The organism is Paenibacillus sp. VMFN-D1 (genome assembly GCF_003386155.1).
Taxonomy (GTDB): domain Bacteria; phylum Bacillota; class Bacilli; order Paenibacillales; family Paenibacillaceae; genus Paenibacillus_AQ; species Paenibacillus_AQ favisporus.
Genome location: NZ_QRDU01000004.1, coordinates 79,155 through 96,419, shown reverse-complemented (window position 1 = coordinate 96,419; position 17,265 = coordinate 79,155). Strand labels below are relative to the sequence as shown.

Annotated in this window: 13 protein-coding genes; 7 read left to right on the top strand and 6 right to left on the bottom strand. The window is 45.8% G+C overall.

Annotation, left to right across the window (positions count from 1 at the left end; all coding sequences use genetic code 11):
- Positions 1-10: 10 nt before the first annotated feature.
- Both C7820_RS24300 and C7820_RS24295 read left to right on the top strand, forming a co-directional pair.
- Positions 11-673 (top strand): DUF998 domain-containing protein, encoded by a 663-nt coding sequence (locus tag C7820_RS24300; RefSeq protein ID WP_116233228.1) that lies wholly within the window; start codon positions 11-13, stop codon positions 671-673.
- A 481-nt stretch (positions 674-1,154) separates the two neighbouring features.
- Positions 1,155-1,724: a DUF4062 domain-containing protein gene (locus tag C7820_RS24295; protein ID WP_116233227.1), complete on the top strand. Its 570-nt coding sequence runs from the start codon at positions 1,155-1,157 to the stop codon at positions 1,722-1,724.
- 97 nt (positions 1,725-1,821) lie between these two features.
- Here the strand turns inward: C7820_RS24295 and C7820_RS24290 are convergent, their stop codons facing one another.
- Positions 1,822-2,601 carry a class B sortase gene (locus C7820_RS24290; RefSeq protein ID WP_116233226.1) on the bottom strand — a complete coding sequence of 260 codons (780 nt, stop codon included), beginning with the start codon at positions 2,599-2,601 and terminating at the stop codon, positions 1,822-1,824.
- 19 nt (positions 2,602-2,620) lie between these two features.
- Positions 2,621-8,479: a DUF7601 domain-containing protein gene (locus tag C7820_RS24285; protein WP_258875379.1), complete on the bottom strand. Its 5,859-nt coding sequence runs from the start codon at positions 8,477-8,479 to the stop codon at positions 2,621-2,623.
- On the opposite strand from C7820_RS24285, the gene C7820_RS34180 reads away from it, so the two are divergent.
- Positions 8,478-8,972 carry a hypothetical protein gene (locus C7820_RS34180; protein ID WP_258875378.1) on the top strand — a complete coding sequence of 165 codons (495 nt, stop codon included), beginning with the start codon at positions 8,478-8,480 and terminating at the stop codon, positions 8,970-8,972. The two genes, C7820_RS24285 and C7820_RS34180, sit on opposite strands and share 2 nt — an antisense overlap.
- 445 nt (positions 8,973-9,417) lie before the next feature.
- Here the strand turns inward: C7820_RS34180 and C7820_RS24280 are convergent, their stop codons facing one another.
- Positions 9,418-10,008 carry an NAD(P)H oxidoreductase gene (locus C7820_RS24280; RefSeq protein WP_116233224.1) on the bottom strand — a complete coding sequence of 197 codons (591 nt, stop codon included), beginning with the start codon at positions 10,006-10,008 and terminating at the stop codon, positions 9,418-9,420.
- 211 nt (positions 10,009-10,219) lie between these two features.
- Here C7820_RS24280 and C7820_RS24275 point away from each other — a divergent pair, with 211 nt between their 5' ends.
- Positions 10,220-10,603, top strand: coding sequence for a winged helix-turn-helix transcriptional regulator (locus C7820_RS24275; RefSeq protein WP_116233223.1), 384 nt, complete (start codon positions 10,220-10,222; stop codon positions 10,601-10,603).
- 194 nt (positions 10,604-10,797) lie between these two features.
- Here the strand turns inward: C7820_RS24275 and C7820_RS24270 are convergent, their stop codons facing one another.
- Together C7820_RS24270 and C7820_RS24265 are read right to left on the bottom strand one after the other, a co-directional pair.
- Positions 10,798-12,921 (bottom strand): bifunctional metallophosphatase/5'-nucleotidase, encoded by a 2,124-nt coding sequence (locus C7820_RS24270; protein WP_116233222.1) that lies wholly within the window; start codon positions 12,919-12,921, stop codon positions 10,798-10,800.
- 305 nt (positions 12,922-13,226) lie between these two features.
- Positions 13,227-13,601, bottom strand: coding sequence for a winged helix-turn-helix transcriptional regulator (locus C7820_RS24265; RefSeq protein WP_116233221.1), 375 nt, complete (start codon positions 13,599-13,601; stop codon positions 13,227-13,229).
- Between the two features lie 125 nt (positions 13,602-13,726).
- Here C7820_RS24265 and C7820_RS24260 point away from each other — a divergent pair, with 125 nt between their 5' ends.
- Both C7820_RS24260 and C7820_RS24250 read left to right on the top strand, forming a co-directional pair.
- Positions 13,727-14,770 (top strand): zinc-binding alcohol dehydrogenase family protein, encoded by a 1,044-nt coding sequence (locus C7820_RS24260; RefSeq protein WP_116233220.1) that lies wholly within the window; start codon positions 13,727-13,729, stop codon positions 14,768-14,770.
- Between the two features lie 670 nt (positions 14,771-15,440).
- Positions 15,441-15,863 (top strand): tetratricopeptide repeat protein, encoded by a 423-nt coding sequence (locus C7820_RS24250; protein WP_116233219.1) that lies wholly within the window; start codon positions 15,441-15,443, stop codon positions 15,861-15,863.
- A gap of 105 nt (positions 15,864-15,968) precedes the next feature.
- Here C7820_RS24250 and C7820_RS33555 read toward each other — a convergent pair whose 3' ends face one another.
- Positions 15,969-16,340 (bottom strand): hypothetical protein, encoded by a 372-nt coding sequence (locus C7820_RS33555; protein WP_181909185.1) that lies wholly within the window; start codon positions 16,338-16,340, stop codon positions 15,969-15,971.
- A gap of 209 nt (positions 16,341-16,549) precedes the next feature.
- Between C7820_RS33555 and C7820_RS33550 the strand changes: the two genes are divergently transcribed.
- Positions 16,550-17,215 (top strand): hypothetical protein, encoded by a 666-nt coding sequence (locus C7820_RS33550; protein WP_181909184.1) that lies wholly within the window; start codon positions 16,550-16,552, stop codon positions 17,213-17,215.
- Positions 17,216-17,265: the final 50 nt, after the last annotated feature.

Sequence of the window (17,265 nt, the reverse complement as noted above, 5' to 3'; positions counted from 1 at the left end):
AATCTACAAAGTGATTAAACCGGTTTTGAATACAAAACCAATTTCTGCGTCGGCTGCACGATTGTCCATCAGTACCGGAGTGATTTTCGTAATCATTCTAGGAAGCCTCCATTTGCTAGAGCCGGAATTCGACCCGACTTGGCGATTTATCAGCGAATACGCATTAGGCAATTTCGGTTGGTTAATGCATCTTGCTTTTGGGCTATTAGCAGTGAGCTTAATCAGCTCCGGAATCGTGATCCAATCACAGGCCCGCAATATTGCAGGATACATAGGACTCGTTATTCTAGGGATAAGCGCCATCGGTACCATGATCGCTGCCATTTTCGTGACAGACCCTTTATCGGTAAGTCAGGATGATGCAACGTTCAGCGGTAAAATGCATTCTATTGGAGCCACGCTAGACTACACGCCAGTGGCCGCTCTCCTGATCAGCTTTGCCTTAGCACGCAATGAAGCTTGGAGGACCATTCGAGTACGTCTGTTTGTTACTGCCAGCATTACGTTCATCATCATGGTGCTTTTCATCCTTCAGATCCCTCACGACGGCCAGTTTGGTCCTGGCGTGCTTGCAGGTTTGTACGGGCGTATCCTCATTGTGTCCTATCTTGGCTGGGTCTGCATTGTTGGGACTCATGCGCTTAAGCTGCGCAGGCAAAATTCCATGGGATAACCATCAATGATCCCTGCCGGGTCCAAAAAATTGATACGCTTCACCGTACACTAATTGAGCATCCTTAAGGATGCTCTTTTGTTGCGTGGATACGGGCTTGGTACTGCGAACCCCACGTTAAAACTCTGCTTTTTCGCGGCGAACCGATGACTTGTTAACGAATAACAAGCCGAATAGAGCAGCGAGTACGGCCACCAATCCCTAACCTCCTTAGGATAATTTTTAGGTGACCTCAAGTTTAATATACGTTTAATACTGGTTCGTAGGGTTGTTCCAATGTTCCCGAAGCGGCAAGCTTGCCGCATAAGACCCCCTGCAAATTTTGACAAATAATGTGAGAGGGTGGTAGATTCTAAATGGATTGAAATATAGTTTTACCCTGAACCTCCTGTTATACCGGCCCAATACGGCCTATTTCGTTCATTCCTTTATTTCACTCTTCACTCTTTATTTTTACGAATTCTACAATTTAGGTGGGCTTATGAGAAAAAAACTACAAATTTACATATCGTCTACTTACTATGATCTAATTGAGGAAAGACATACCGCTGTGGAAGCCATACTTCAAGCCGGTCATATCCCTGCTGGAGTCGAGCAATTTTTCAAGGAAAGTCCAATGAACATTAGGAAGAGATGGATCGACGAGTCCGACGTATATATCCTGATTCTCGGTGGATTCTATGGCTTAACGCTCCCTCATGATGAATCCAAGAGCTATACGCATTGGGAGTATGAGTATGCCGGAGAAGCGGGCAAACCTAGATTTGCTTTTGTTGTTACAGATGAAGCATTAAGACAAAAGCCATACGACTTTACAGCGATTGAATACTATCAGGAGTTTCAAGCGTTTAAGCAAACGGTCATGGAACAAGTCCCCATCTATTATGTTGAGGATGTACGGCACATTAAAATGGTACTTCGTGATCAATTGCCGGGGTATGCAGCAAGAGACGATTTACATGGCTGGGTTTCCGGTAAGGATATCCCGGACGTTCAAAGGCTTTTGGAAGAGAATGCAAGATTAAAGGCGGAATTGGAGAAAAAGAAATGAAAGAGGGGCTGGAACAACCAGCCCCGAATGCTAAAAAATCGCGTCCTCCAAAGGGAGAACGCGATATCAAACAGCTTGACTCCGTATTTCTACATCGTCATTTAATCTTTCGGGCAACCACCGCTAGCCGGCCGTTTTCGGTTGAGTACTCGCAAGTGGACAGTACAACAAGCTTGTCGCCATACCGGGCTGTGACGCCCGTGTCATAAAGAGCGAGTTTCTTGATGTTCTGTACATACGAATCGATCTCGGCGGGCGTACTTACATTTTCAATCTGGTAGTATTTAAAAACGTCGTCCGATTTGCGATAAACTTGCGACAGAATGACGGCTACAATTTCGTATTTTTCCTTTTCATAAAGCGTGCTGAACTGGAACGTAGCGTGCTCTTTATAAAAGTTTTCGTTCTTGTACTTCATTAAATCTTTAAACATCCAGCCGCTTTTCATGTGATGTCCATGAATCAGCAAAATGCCCGAACCATTGGCCCGACTATGCGCATCCAAAAAGGGGAGGCCGCCTTTGTTTTCCTTCTTATCGAAATCATGATTGAGATAATACTCCGCATCCTGGGGATTCTGCATGACCGGGTACTCAATTCGGGTGCCGTCAATCTGCAGCCAGCCGACGATATCCGGATTCCTCTCGTAAAGCTCTCGAAATTCGGGAAGCATGACCGGCTTACCCGCCTTATTGGACAAAAGGGAGGGGATTGCATCCCCTCCGCCTTTGCCAGACCCATCCTCCCTAACTTTTGTCAGCTCTTTGATTTTCTGCTGTTCAGCATAATCCTGAAGGAGAGTCCTCGCAATACTGAAGAGAGAAAATACCAACACAAGGAGGGAAACGGCGATAAGAATCTTTTTAGTTTTGCTCATTTTCTTACCGCCTTTCCGGTCACTGAATGTGCTTTTTCTTCTTGTTACCGATGAGGCAGAAACCGATGGTCATCAAGGACATCAGCGCTAAAGCCATATAAAGGATAGGCGATACGCTGTTGTCTCCGGTTTTCGGAGCATCGTCCAGTTCGTTGCCGACGTTGCCGGTTCCGTTGTTGCCATTGTCGGTTCCACTGTTACCGTTGCCGGTTCCGCTGTTACCGTTGTTGGTTCCGTTGTTGCCGTTGTCGGTTCCGCTGTTACCGTTGTTGGTTCCATCGTTACCGTTGTCGGTTTCGCTGTTACCGTTGTCGGTTCCGTTGTTACCGTTGTCGGTTCCATTGTTACCGTTATCGGTTCCGCCGTTGCCGTTGCCGGTTCCGTTGTTGCCGTTGTCGGTTCCATTGTTACCGTTGTTGGTTCCGCCGTTGCCGTTGTCGGTTCCACTGTTGCCGTTACCGGTTCCGTTATTGCCGTTACCGGTTCCGTTGTTGCCGTTGTCGGTTCCATTGTTACCGTTGTTAGTTCCGCCGTTACCGTTATCGGTTCCACCGTTGCCGTTGTCGCCCCCACTGTTACCGTTGTCGGAGCCGCCACCGGAACGGATCGGCTTCATTGGCACGTCGTATTTGATAATGTCATAATCGACAGAAATCGTATCGCTCCGATGCGTCTCATATCCGTCCTTCGTTACGATCAGATAGTAATCTGCGTCAGGAAACACCATGTATGCATAGAAGCCATTTGCGTCGCTATCCTGCTCGGGGCTCTCGTTGTTGTGCGGCGGGAAATTCGGGACCGGAGGAAGCGTTACTTTCGTATCCGGAGTGTGCCCGTTATCTCTATTCCGCTGCGTATCCGCATAATACAGAGTAACTTTGGCTCCATCAATTTTCTTGCCGGTGATAGCGTCTCCTGTCGTTTCATCATAAACCGTACCGTAAGGATCGACCAATTCCTCGGAAATATTCAGCTCTCCGTTTGCTTTCACGTCCAGCTGCGTCACCTTGAAGAGCAATTCCTTACCGTCCTCAGCTTCATAGCGAACTTCCATAGTGTACTTCTGCTCGGTTAACCCTTCCACGGAGAAAGTGTCGTTTGAAGCCATCGGAAACGCCTTGGGACGACCGTTCTCTTGAATATAATTGCCGTCCTTGTCCTTTAAATAAATATGCATCTGGCTGGTAAACGAATCGTTGAATAGCTCTTTTGTTCCATCCAGCTGCTTGAACAGCACGATCCCTACCGCCGTAATGTCGGCCGGAACGGTCTCGTCTCTCACACTGCCGTCCACATTTGCTTTTTGCGTGAAATCGACAGGGACATCTTTTCCGCCTACGTGATACAGCTTCGTATAAGTGATCGTATAGTCGGTATCCGCTGCGGCCGGAATCGAATATTCGCCCTTCTCATTCGTCCGAATCGTTTGCTGTTCATCGGTCTTCTTGTTCGTCACGATGATTTCCGCGTTCGGAATGACTTCGCCTGTGTTGTTGTCACGCAGCACGCCTTCCAGATACGGGCGGGTATTGACGAAGCGTGCTTCGGCTGCTGTTTTCTCCGGAATGGTTCCTGTGCGAATGAAATCTTCAGGCTCCGTCACATAGCCGTCTTCCGAATAATCATTCTGGATTACCTTATACTCGAGACCCGTCGGAAGTTCATGCACAACGAGCGTCTGACCATCCGTAAGATCGAAGGTGTCTCCACTCTTAATCATGTCCTTGGTGCCATCCGACTTCTCAAAGGCGTAGGATATCTCCGATCCCTCTCCTGTGAAGGTGATCGTGTACTGGAACAGTTTTTTCTTGTCGTCGTCTTTGCCTTTAACCGTGTTGCTGATGAGCAGGTCGCCCTTTATGACCCGCACGTTCGTGAACGGGGCATTTTCATCTTTGCCCTTCATGACTCCGGTATAGTTTCGCTCCTCGGGAGTAGTCACGTAATCATCGGTTGTGTAGTCCTTCTGGGTAACTGTATATTTCAAATCCTTAGGCAGACCTAAAATATCCAGTTTCTCTCCATCCTTGAGTTTGAAGGTATCGCCGGTATTGATCGTACCTGTACTGCCATCCGGCTTCTCGTAAGAATAACTTCCGTCCTTGCCTGCACCCTCAAAGCTGACGGTGTACTCGAACTCCTTCGTTTTATCGCCGCCGTTGCCAATGACCGTATTGCTGATAGTCAGCTTGTTGACGGTTCGCTCATTAAGAAAGTCCGCCTTGTGGTCGCCTTTATCTGCAATTTTGCCGGACCATACTCTCGTCTGCGGCTCCGTCGTGTAACCGTCAGCGGTCGTATAATCACCCTCAGTTACGGTATAGACCAGATTTGCAGGCAGAGCTGGAAATACAACAGATTCTCCGTCCTTGAGGAAGATCTTGTCTCCGCTCTTGAACTTGATAGTGCTAATTGTACCATCGGGCTTCTTATAGGCGTACTCCGCATCTTTGCCCTCGCCCTCGAAGGTTACGGTGTACTCGAATGCTTTGTTCGGATCACTTCCGTTGCCTTCTACCTTATTGGTGATGGTCAGCTTGCCTTGGGCTGGTGTTGGGACGATCAGCGGATTATCAGAGGTTACTTTCACCCCGTCTACCCAGATGGGCTTCCCGGGCGTATTCCCCACGTACACCTGATACACATGGGTGATCGGCAGCCAGGTATTCAGATCAATGTAGGTTTCCTTCAGCTCGTAATAACCTGGATCCGGGAACAGTAGGTTGAGTTTTCCTCCGCTATCTGTTGTTCCTTTAGCGATTTGAGATCCGCCGTCTTTCTTATAGAGCGTAAACTCTACGCCTTTTAGCGGATTGTTGTTAGGATCTACCTTTTTCAGGGGCAGAAGGGCATTGGAGCTTGAACTGCCGGCTACGTCCGAACTGTCCAGCGTGCTTTCACTTTTGGCACTGACAGATTTCAGCTTATCATCGCCCATCAGCTTTACCTCGTTGCCCATTTTGTCTCCAGTTTTCGCTTTAGAAGGGTCAACCTCGGTTTGGTACACAAACTGGTAAAGCTTATTAGGGTTGTTCATTTTGAATATGAGAACGGTGGTGCCTCCCTCACCTGGTGCAGCTTCTACCTGAACTTCGCAGTTCGGGTCACTAAGGTCCAGCGCTGCGCCCTCTCTTTCCAGAGCACCGCTGGCAGTCAGTTTAGCAGGATAAACTGCCATACTAGGCGCTGTCAGCACAAGCTTTCCGTTTTCTTCATAGCGAAGATTCATCCCTGCACCTAGGGTATCCTGCAAATAAACACCCTGCTCCATGTTGAATGGCGGGGTATAGTTCACCGTCCATTCCAGCACCCCTGGAACTGGCTTAGTTACCGATTTGCCCAAGGTCTGAATTGGTACAATAACTTTGCGCTGTTCGGTGAGGACCTTCTCCACCCCGCCCCATGTCATGTGAAGATCGGCTTTGTTATAGAGCACCTGCTTGGACGTTCCGTTGGCGGTGTACTCCTCCAAATATTTCTCCAGTGCTGCATTGGAAGGTCTCGCCTTGACCAAAATAACATACGGGCTTTCCAATTTAGAGAAAGTAAAGGTTCCTACGTTTCCACTCTGTGAGAAGCTTACCACATGAGCAGGGTCGTTCGGCTCGATGATTGAAACAGCGTTGTTTCGAACCCCATAGCCAGTGCCACTGCCATTATCCGAATAACCTTTCCAAAGCTCAAAATCCTTCTCCTCGGAGAACGGAACGAACTCCCACCCCGCGGGCAAGGTGTCTACTAGCTTCACATTGGTGATGACCCGACTTCCGCCGTCTTTCGCCATCTCGACCGTGTTGTAGCCCGGCATATTGACGCTTAGGCGGAAGGTGACCGTCTTGGTTGTCCGGTCATAACCAGCCATGGTGTATTCGTCGCCGCTTGATGAGCTATCATAACCGATATAACGGTTAACGTTGTTCGGAGTATACCATGTGTCAGCCGTCCCGTCCTTCTTAATAGGATAGGATGCGGCAAGCATATCCTTATTCAGCATACGCAGGTGAAGGTTGGTGTTGTTTTGCGCTTGTTTTACGGTTTCGCCATCAAAAAGCAAAGCCCGATTCCAGCTTGTTTTCCCTATGTTAATATCCTGCCTGAAGAGGATGTCTGGGTTGGTCTCCAGTGAACGGAAGCTGAAGGATGCAGCTTTGTCGGTGTATCCAGTTACCTTAACCAAATCCGCCACGACTTCACCGTTCACCGTCAAAGGAATAGCCTTCAGTGTCAAGCCACTCGCATTGGTTACGCCTTTCAAGGATCCCGCATGATACTGCTTCCAAAGCTGAGCAGTATTAACATTTGCCTTGATTTTCGCAATCGTTTCCGCGCTCACCTCTCCGGTTTCATCCACAGCGTTGTCCAAGACGTTCAAATCTCCGCCATGCACCAGAACATCGTATACCGCCGCATTTGGCAGGGCATACTGTGGCGTTAGATTGACAGTCCACGTGATGCCGCCGAGGTTGAAATCCTCGATCGATACAGACCCACTCTTTGTAAAGACGTGCTCCCCGATGGTGACCATTGCCTCATCAGTCACTGCGTTAGGTCTTGTACCAGTGATTACATCGTTATTCTGTATGCCATCTGGTGTATCCAAATCCCAGTTGGCACGAGGTTCGATTCTGAAGCTGGAACCGCTTGTTACCTTGCTCTTAATCACTAATTCTACTTTACCATTAATATCCCCGAAGGAATAAACGCCGTTCGCATCCGGTGTAATTTGTGTTTCTCCAGATGCAACGCCATCCACCCATGTCTGCCATTCAGCTGATAAAAAGTCTAGCCCGGCAGGCAATACATTTGTGATAGTAAAATCCTTTAACTTTTTTTTGTTATATTGGTTAACAGTAACTTTCCATGTAATGGTTTCATTCGGGTGGTCATAAGAGCCTGATGTTTGGATCCAGTCCGGTGCGACCCACGATTCCCGTGCTGCACTGGCTTTTACACCAGCACTTGCATCCCTCAGTTCTACTTTTGGGTCAAAACGCTGTCCGCTACCTCGTCCGGGGTCGATTCCCACGCCCCGATACTCTTTATAATACAGATCCTTATGAAACCATGCTTGATACTCAACCTTTGGATCCACTCCCGTTCCTGCCGGGAAAACGTAGCTCAGACTGCCATCTACATCAATGGTTGGCTCTACCTTAGTGCCGTTTACCTTGAAGGACCCCGGTACATAGACCATGCGGTAATCGGAAGGCTTCGTATAGAACGTCATCCCATCTAGCGGCAGCTTGATTGTTGCATCAAGCACATCAAAAGATGATGGAGTAGACTGGAAAGTTAAATAGCCATCCTGATAGCCTGGCACGGTCACATACCACCAAGACCAGCTCCCATTCTTTGGCCAGTTGTTTCCTGTCAAGCTGATGTTGTATGCCGGCGTAACAGCCGGGTTCTTTAACCCATATGCTCCCCCGAAAATCGAGATAGGCTTTGTATCGCCGTATTCAATTCCATTCAAATCCGAATTGGCGGTTGTTTCAAAGCCGAAGGTGACCGCTTTTCCAATACCATTAAAAAAACTGTCGTCGCCATTAAATACAATCTTGATGCTATCCGGGGTGAAAGTGGCAGTACCAAGCTGTTTCACACCTAATTCAGTGGTTGCCATCAAGGTTTTGGTAGCTGTCGGCAGCACCACTTCCTTGAAGTGGTCTTCTCTTTTTAGCTCAATCCAGTCACCCTTTTGTATGTATTTTTCAAGATCTGCATTAGTTGGATTTGGGTCATCACCATTCACTGGCAGTTTTAGACCTTCAGATTTCAGCGTAAACTGCTGTCGGCCCTGGATCGTACCGCCTGGGGCAATGTCAACAGGGGGAGTTCCCTGCGTCACCTTCAGCGGAAAGGTTGAATTAGCCTCCATGAACACCGCCGTTTTGTCCGTCGGTACTGCCGCCATCATTACCTTATTGATCGGCGCCTCAGTTACTGACGGCGGTTGGTCTGTGTTCGGCGGCTCGTCCGCGCTCGGTGGTTCTTCTACGCTCGGCGGTTCGTCCGTATTCGACGGTTCGTCCGCGCTCGGCGGTTGGTCCGTGTTCGACGGTTCGTCAACGCTCGGCGGTTGGTCCGCGCTAGGCGAATCGGCTTCGCTAACGGCCGCTGCCCCCGAATTGTCTGGCGCACTCTCCGCAAATGCGGCAGCAGAGAACGCCACCGTCTGCAAGACAAGCATAATTGCCAAGCAGAAAGAGAGTATTGCTTTACTTATGCTGCGTTTTCGTTTCAAGACACTTTTGTCCTCCATTCCCGACACTACTGAAATTTTTGCGACTGTAGGATCATCGGTTCAATATCGCTCAACCGAATATACAGCTTCTATTGGCTCGATCCCAACAGCCCTTTGCATCATCTAAATCTTGCAGAGTTCCCTCCTTTCCTCTCCTCCACAGATGCTGATAGGCTTGTTGGTATATGTAGCAGGTGTAGGACATCAACATATGACCAGCCCATTTTTAGTTCTGTCTAAATTTGGAGAATAAAGTCGACTTGCGATGATTATACTAATTCCTACTGAATAATTACTGAATATTACCAGACTACGAATAAGGCCACGCCTTCAATGAAAGGGCAAAAAAAAGACCCGTTGGAATTCATTGTTCCGAACGGGTCTTCTGATTTTGGATGACAAGCAAAACTTATTGTATACTATCCGTTTTTTATCACTCTGCGCTAGCTAGATGTATATAAGAGATTCTACACCTTCCTAGCATTTTTCGCCGTCACTATGATACGGCTCAGCTTTAACGAGTCTATCGGCGAAAAATCCACTACTACAGGCATGGGCATGCGTGCCAACCTCTATACTGCGGGGCCTCGCTCCTTGGCATAATTCAACCCTAAGTGATAAGCTTGATTAAGCAGCATCTCATAATGCTTGGAATCGGAGTCCAAGGTCTCGTATAAAAATTCAACTTTGGAACTGGTTACACCGCAATAATCTGCAATTCCCACATTGAGGTGATGGGTAATCATTTCATCGTAATTTCGCTTTTCCATCTGTTCTTTGGAAACGCCAGCCAGACCAATCCACAAGACATGCTGATGATGAAGATGGTTCGAACCGTATGCAAAGCCATTGTTCCATACACGGTCAATATAACCTTTCAGCATGGCTGGCAAATTCCACCACCAAACTGGAAAAATAAACGCCAGGGCGTCGTGCTCCTTCATTCGTCTTATTTCCCTTTCCACCTCAGGAGAAAAGGACTGTTCGGCAGCAGACCAATCCGGTTCGTCTGCTCCTTTTAAAACCGGATCAAAGCCAATCCCATGTAAATCCAATATCTCATAGTCGTGGCCGGCCTCGGCAAGACCTTGTACGAAACGATCGGCGACTTTAAAGGTCAGGGAATCTTTTCGCGGGTGCGAAACAACGCATAATACACTCATGCTTGTATCCTCATTCCTTTCTCAACAGCTAACTTCTAGCCATGATCAACGGCTGATGCTATTATAAACAATGCTAAAATAACCTGGAAGTACGCACTTTCACGTTCTATAGGATCATACGGGTACCCTAGGAACATGGAAGTGCCCTGGATAGATGCCCTAGAAGTTATGTTCTTAGCGAAAACACATCCTTTTTGCGGAGGAATCCAAGATGACTGAACAACGGGAACGCGTTCGAAAGAAGTATACAGTTGGGGTGGAGGCTGCATTAGAAGTAATGGGAGGAAAATGGAAGCCTTTAATCATCTATCATTTGATGACAGGACCGAAACGGACATCTGAACTTCGCCGGCTAATCCCTGGCATTACGCAGAAGATGCTGACCACTCAACTAAGGGGCCTCGAAAAGGATGAGATTGTCGCACGCAAGATTTATCAAGAGATCCCACCTAAAGTAGAGTATAAGATAACTCCCTACGGCTGGGGATTAAAACCCGCGCTTGACCTTTTATGCTATTGGGGAGAGGATCACCTGGAGAAGGTTTATGGCGACAAATCCAAGGTCTTGGAAGAGTTTGAAAGCCGTACAGAGTAAATTTCCACACTTAAAAGAATGGGTATTGGGGATTACCGATGAAAAAAAACACATCCTAAATGGGAATGTAGCATTCTTCTAGATAAACCTCTCCATGAATTGATGGACTTATTGAGGTTTATCAATAAAAGAAAACTATTCACCATTAGGGATGTGTTTTCCTGTCTTAATATAAGGTTTGAATCACTTCTAAATTATGAAGCTTTTGCCGCGACAGCCTTTTGAATTAACGCTTTTGCATCGTTATTGGAAAGACCTTGTTTAGGTTGAAGCAATTTTTTATCCGCTGCACTTAGAATACCTTTATCAATCAGAGTGGCCATAGATTTAACCGCGTAGGCAGAAACGGTTTTGCCATCTTCAAAACCTGCAATGATCGTAGCAGCGTTTTTATCAGAAACTGGGTTGTTCAACAATTTAGCAAGAATGGTAGCCGCTTCTTCACGAGTGATATCACGATCCGGATTGAAGTTACCACCGTAGCCTTGGATGAAACCGGCATGAGCAGCTTCAGCGATGGCATCTGCATAGGCAGCGTCAGCAGCAACATCCTTGAATGCAGGTGCTGCAGCTACTTGGTTTAGTTTCAACATATCTACTAGAGCACTGACAAACTCAGCACGAGAAATAACTTCTGTGGTTACAGGTGTTTCCGGTTGTTCTGTAGATGCACCCAGGTTGGTAATACGTCCTTCTGTTTTAGCCTGGATAGCGCCACCTTTAAATTTATCTACAATATACTGATAGAATACATCCAGATCGATCGGACCGGCTAAGGATGATTTAGCATCCACCAGCACTTTATAGTTATCTCCACCTGCTGCCATAAAGTTGTTAACTACAGCCGTATATGTTTTTCCAGGATCAATCGGTGTACCATCTTCAAGAGTGAGACTAGTCACACGTTCTGCAACTGGCTTGCTGAAATCTGCCGTATACTTTAAGCCAGAGATTTGTAGTGTTTTGGTGTTTGGTGTACCGTCCGCGTTTGTACCCCATTGCTGCTGCAGCAAGGTTTGAATTTGTGCACCCGTCAGCTCCAGTTTCACTAAAGTATTGCCAAAAGGTTGTACTTTAGCAAGATCAGCAAAGGTTACATCGCCTTGCGGCAGATCCGCACGAATCCCGCCTGGATTCATAAATGCAAAGTCAGCAGCGCCTGCTTTATCACCAAAGTCTGCTTGACGCATTGCATCTGCAATGAGGTTTCCAAGAGGTGCTTCGTTATTATAAGCATCTGTACGAGTGACAGAACCATCTGTCGTACCTACTGGCTTCGTTAGCTCAGGATGCTTGTCTAATGATTTTTTAATAATAGCTAAAGATTCAGGGTCTTCTTTGACACCGTCTTGAAAAGTTGTTGTAACTGTGGCTGATTTTTCGGCTACGTCTCCAGTCGTAGGGTCAATCATCAGCTTAATATCTTCAAATGCCGTACCATAAGAATAAGCCTGAACGATCAATTTTCCATTCACTTCACCGTTAGCTAAAGCATGATTGTCACCTGCAACGATAACATCAACAGGGGAATCGGCAGGCAAAGCTTTGGCCAAATCAGCCGCTTCTCCAGTGGTGACGCCTTCTTTAGTTGTTGCCGGATCATGTGCCAGGACGATGATCGTTTCTACCCCTTGATCTTGCAATTCTTTTGCATATTTATTAACGGCTGCAACTTCTTCTTCTGCGCTTAAGAAACGCACGCCTGCTGTACCCGCTGGGGATACTTTAGAAGGAGTTGCTTTCGTTACTAATCCGATAAATCCGATTTTGACACCGCCCACTTCTTTAACCACATAGGGCTTAATCAATGGTTTGCCTGTGGAAGTTTCAATGACGTTTGCATTTACATAATCAAATTTGGCGCCAGCATGGGTTACCTTGCCTTCTTTTGGATCCAGGCCCCCAAAGATTTGTGCTTTTAATGCAGCGATACCTTGGTCGAATTCATGATTGCCCAAAGAACCTACATCAAAGCCCATCATATTCATCCATTCCATCGTAGGCTCATCACGATCCAGAGATGAGACGGGGGCGGATGCACCAACAGAGTCTCCATTATGGAAGAGCAGGGAGTTTTCATATTTGGCTTGAGCTTCTTTTAAATATGTTGCTAGAATTGGAGCTGTTCCGACCTTTTTGTCACTAACTATCGATGTGGTGTCCAACTGACCGTGCAGGTCATTGATACCAATCAAGTGTACTTCGACATCGTTGCCTGCAGCAGAGACAGAACCTACTGCGCCAAACAGTTGGGAAAGTAATAGAGCAGTCGTAGCCACACGAATGGTGCTTTTACCCAGAACGTTTTTCCATGACATGAGTTATAAAACCCCTCTCCAATTTCTGATCCGGAGATATTTTAACATAAATCAAATCATGGAAGTCGAAGAATATATCAAATCTAAGTAAAAAATTTGGGAGATTGGTAGGGAAGGAACAGCAGGAACCTCATGTAAGAAAGTACGCAATTTCCTCAAACCGCTAAAAAAAAGCTGACAGAAGGGAATCTTCTCTCAGCTTATTTTGATAATAAATGATCTGCTAACTTGCGGTAATACTTAGGAAGGACTTGCAACATTCAAATTTTCCGTCGTTACTTATGGCACAGTTCTGCGCTCACGAGTTACTCGTCCCCTTGCATCGCTCGATTTTCATTAAGCCTCTCTTTATAAGACTCCCCCCATGCTTTCATAGACGTTATAACCGGTTCTAAAGTCCTTCCGAAATCAGTAAGGGAGTATTCCACTCTAGGCGGAACCTCTTTAAATATTTCACGATGAATGATGCCATCCCGTTCAAGCTCTCTTAATTGCAATGTGAGCATGAACTGCGTGATTCCCGGATTAAGGCGCCTGAATTCATTGAATCTTTTCTTTCCTTCCAAAAGCTGATAGAGAATGATCCCCTTCCACTTTCCACCAATAACATCCAGCGTTGTTTCAACCGGACATGCTTGCATATCCGGATTCAATCCATATTTATTTCTTCGGTCTCCCATCAGCTTATCCCCCAATGGTTTGATTTTTCATACTATACCATAAAAATCTGCGTACTTACTAAAAGTAATTGAATTGCTTTACAATGCAACTGTACAACATTTCCTATTTGAGAGGATGGATCCCCATGAATACTCACCAAAAGATGAAAGCAGTCGGTGCTTACCGATACCTTCCCATATCCAATCCAGAAAGCCTGATTGATCTTCAGTTGGATAAGCCGAAACCTACTAGCCGCGATTTGCTTGTACGTGTAAAAGCACTCTCTGTCAATCCAGCAGACGTAGGCGTTCGTCAAAAACATAACTACGAAACCGAATCGCCGAAAATTCTTGGTTGGGATGCCGCCGGAATCGTAGAACAAGTTGGCCCTGACTGCCAACTGTTTCAGCCTGGGGACAAGGTCTTTTATGCGGGTAGTGTGTCTCGACCAGGAAGTAACAGTGAATTTCACTTGGTTGATGAACGAATTGTAGGAACTATGCCAAAAAGTTTGGATTTCGCTGCGGCCGCTGCATTACCGCTTACCTCGATAACTGCATGGGAGGGCCTATTTGATCGATTGGGAATTAGCTTAGACGCAAATGAAAACAAAAGCATACTCATTATCGGTGCAGCGGGAGGAGTAGGATCGATCGCCATTCAACTTGCCAAATTAGCAGGTTTGACTGTCATCGGTACGGCTTCTCGTCCAGAGTCAGTTCAATGGGTCAGAAGTCTAGGTGCGGATTTTATCATAAACCACAACAACCCTTTTCAACCCCAGCTTAAAGAAGTTGGTATTGACACCGTAGATTATATTTTTTGCTTGAATGATACAGCCCAACATCTTGAAAATATGACAGAAGTCATTGTCCCTCAAGGTAAAATTTGCTCTATCGTTCCTATTAACAAGGATACTTGGGCAGGGAGCTTCAAAATGGACTTGCTGTTTCCTAAAAGTGTAACCTTTGTATGGGAGTTCATGTTTACACGGTCCATGTATCATACCAAAGACATGATCAAACAACACGAATTGCTGAATAAACTGGCGGACTTAATCGATGATGGAAAAATAAAAACTACACTAACTGAACGACTAGAGCCCATCAATGCAGCAAACCTGCGTTTAGCACACGAGAAGCTGGAAACCGGGCGGACCATTGGAAAAATTGTAATAGAGAACTTTTAATACTAAAGTAGGCGCGTTGGGTTCCAAAAATGCAGGAATGTGAATAGACAGGTCAAAGGCCCCCTTGCCCAATATGGGGCCTTTTTTATGGGTGGTATGGTGGTCACGCTGAAAGGTGCGCTGCTGCCGCGCATCCGCTACAAGGCTCTTATGGATTTTTAGCTTGGTTAAGCTCGGTTACTTTAAGATCCTTTTTTTACTGAATTCATAGGCTACCGTAACATTCTTGATCATTTCCGTATCCTGATAGGCTAGAGAACCCTCAAACTCCAACGTATCATTGTCCTTCCACTCTATGTTATTTGCAAAACCATAATTCTCATGATCAGAACGGATCCATGTATCTAAACGGTTTTGCGCGCCAAATTTGACTCTTGCGGATTCAACTAATTCCGGGCTGATAAAACCGGAATGTGCTTTCAAACTATGATCAGGCTTAAAAATTTGGTAGACTTTTCATATGTGATTATCTACCTGAAGTCAAAGACTATGTGCCAAGCGCATTCGCTTCGTATTCCAGCCTGATCATGAAGAAGAATTTACGGATCGTATCATTGGGGCGATAGGCTATTTACCGGCAATACCAGACGCCATCATTTTTGATGAAAATCAACAAACGATCATTGGCTAAAATTCCTTAATCCATTCGAACAGAACAGGAGCGATCGCTTTGCAGCTCTCAAATTCCACTTATTCCGCAATTAGGGCTCTATGTAAACAAGGCGATGACTTCGTGAAGACAGGCGATCTTGATGCCGCCAAGCAAAATTATATTGCCGCCCTCCGTTTATTGCCTGAAAATCATCTAGAATGGGAGGCCGCCACCTGGATCTATGTAGCTATTGGGGATGTCCACTATCGTGTAAAGAATTACGATAAGGCCTTCAAGTGCTTTTTTAACGCCGTGCAGTGTCCGAAGGGGTTGGGTAATCCGTATATTCATCTTCGGCTGGGACAGTTATATTATGAACAGGAAAACTTTGAAAAGGCCGCTGACGAGTTAACCCGGGCTTACATGGGCGCCGGCATTGAGATTTTTATGGAAGACGACCCAAAGTATCTTGAGTTTTTGGAGACAAAGATAGAGATTTGAAATTCAGGCTACGCAAGAGCTGATTACGATATTTTTGAATTTTTATTTTTTTCCTTTAAACCATTGATTCATATTCCTCAGTAACTAACCTCTGTAGATCCTACATTACTTATTTTCTTCTTCTTGTAAGATGGCTGCCCCGCCTATTAAACAGGAAATCTCAATATCATCAATGTCCACCATCTTATCTTTCTCTGCATCATAGTACTCCCCAAATAAGAATAACGACTCATTTTTCCTATCCAATAAATAGGGGATCAATTTTTCACAAAATTCTGTGACACTTTTAAACATGCTCTCCGGTGTTATCCCCGATTCATCGATAACGAGCAATTCTTTGTGTTCATTACGAGCAGGGTTGCGATTTAAATGATACAGTTGAAAAGAGGTACCCTTGGGATACACTTTATAAATTGGAATTTCTATGTTGTCGATGAAATCTCCATCTGTATAACTCAAGCTAAACTTTACGGTCATCTATATTCTCCTTTCAAGTTCGAAAGGCACCCATCGGGTGCCCTCTACTCCTTACTATATCATAACGAAAGGCTTCAAGCGCTTTTTGTTATACCTGTAACATTATAATAGGATATATACAGGAACTACAGGCTTGGAGACAAATGAAAATTGCTGTTTAGCTATACCTTTTTAGATTAAACAAATAAGAAAAATGGAGTTGAAGCGATATGACAGATTATCCAACTGGGAAGGATATTTTTCGGGAATGTTGCTCCAGGATTGCCGTGGCCTGCGCGCCATGCGGTTTCAAATACAATAAATCCAGAAGAAAGATGATTAAACCACTCGGTCCCTTTACAGCTGAGATACGTTTTTTAAGTCACTCTTCTAATATAGCCGGCACTTATTTGGAGTTTAATACCAATTGCCGAATCCTAAATACGTACAGCGGAAAAGTATACTGGGAGATCAGCTTAAGCACCTTCCGGCACAAAGGCAAGGTATGGAATTTAGCCAATGAAGCCACCCGAGAGCGGGAACTGGCAGAAATCATCACGTTGATTCAAAATAAGGTCGTTCCATTGATGGACAAGTATGAGACTAATCTTGACGAGATCCTTGAGGAGGTCATCCAGACTGGATGGTTTTTGCCGCAGGCGAATCCAAGGGAATTCTATATTCTTGACGTTCTAGACCTGGTGGTTGATTTCGGCTCACCTGAACAAATACGTGAATGCGCGCATCTATACATCCGCCACTTATCGGAGGAAATGCAGGAAACCTTCGAGAACGATTATAATGCATATCAACGGGATGGACAGGCTGCAAGCACCATAGCATTTCGTAAATTAATCCCTTTTATGATCGAGCGCAACATTTCACTACCACTATAAAATGAAAGGATACCGGCTAGCGCAATCCACGGCTCATACCGATCCTGAAT

Bases quoted from the DNA above. Each gene is read 5' to 3' on its own strand.
- C7820_RS24295 (WP_116233227.1), top strand. From the start codon at position 1,155: ATGAGAAAAAAACTACAAATTTACATATCGTCTACTTACTATGATCTA.
- C7820_RS24290 (WP_116233226.1), bottom strand. From the start codon at position 2,601: ATGAGCAAAACTAAAAAGATTCTTATCGCCGTTTCCCTCCTTGTGTTG.
- C7820_RS34180 (WP_258875378.1), top strand. From the start codon at position 8,478: ATGAACACCGCCGTTTTGTCCGTCGGTACTGCCGCCATCATTACCTTA.
- C7820_RS24285 (WP_258875379.1), bottom strand. From the start codon at position 8,479: ATGGAGGCTAATTCAACCTTTCCGCTGAAGGTGACGCAGGGAACTCCC.
- C7820_RS24280 (WP_116233224.1), bottom strand. From the start codon at position 10,008: ATGAGTGTATTATGCGTTGTTTCGCACCCGCGAAAAGATTCCCTGACC.
- C7820_RS24275 (WP_116233223.1), top strand. From the start codon at position 10,220: ATGACTGAACAACGGGAACGCGTTCGAAAGAAGTATACAGTTGGGGTG.
- C7820_RS24270 (WP_116233222.1), bottom strand. From the start codon at position 12,921: ATGTCATGGAAAAACGTTCTGGGTAAAAGCACCATTCGTGTGGCTACG.
- C7820_RS24265 (WP_116233221.1), bottom strand. From the start codon at position 13,601: ATGGGAGACCGAAGAAATAAATATGGATTGAATCCGGATATGCAAGCA.
- C7820_RS24260 (WP_116233220.1), top strand. From the start codon at position 13,727: ATGAATACTCACCAAAAGATGAAAGCAGTCGGTGCTTACCGATACCTT.
- C7820_RS33555 (WP_181909185.1), bottom strand. From the start codon at position 16,340: ATGACCGTAAAGTTTAGCTTGAGTTATACAGATGGAGATTTCATCGAC.
- C7820_RS33550 (WP_181909184.1), top strand. From the start codon at position 16,550: ATGACAGATTATCCAACTGGGAAGGATATTTTTCGGGAATGTTGCTCC.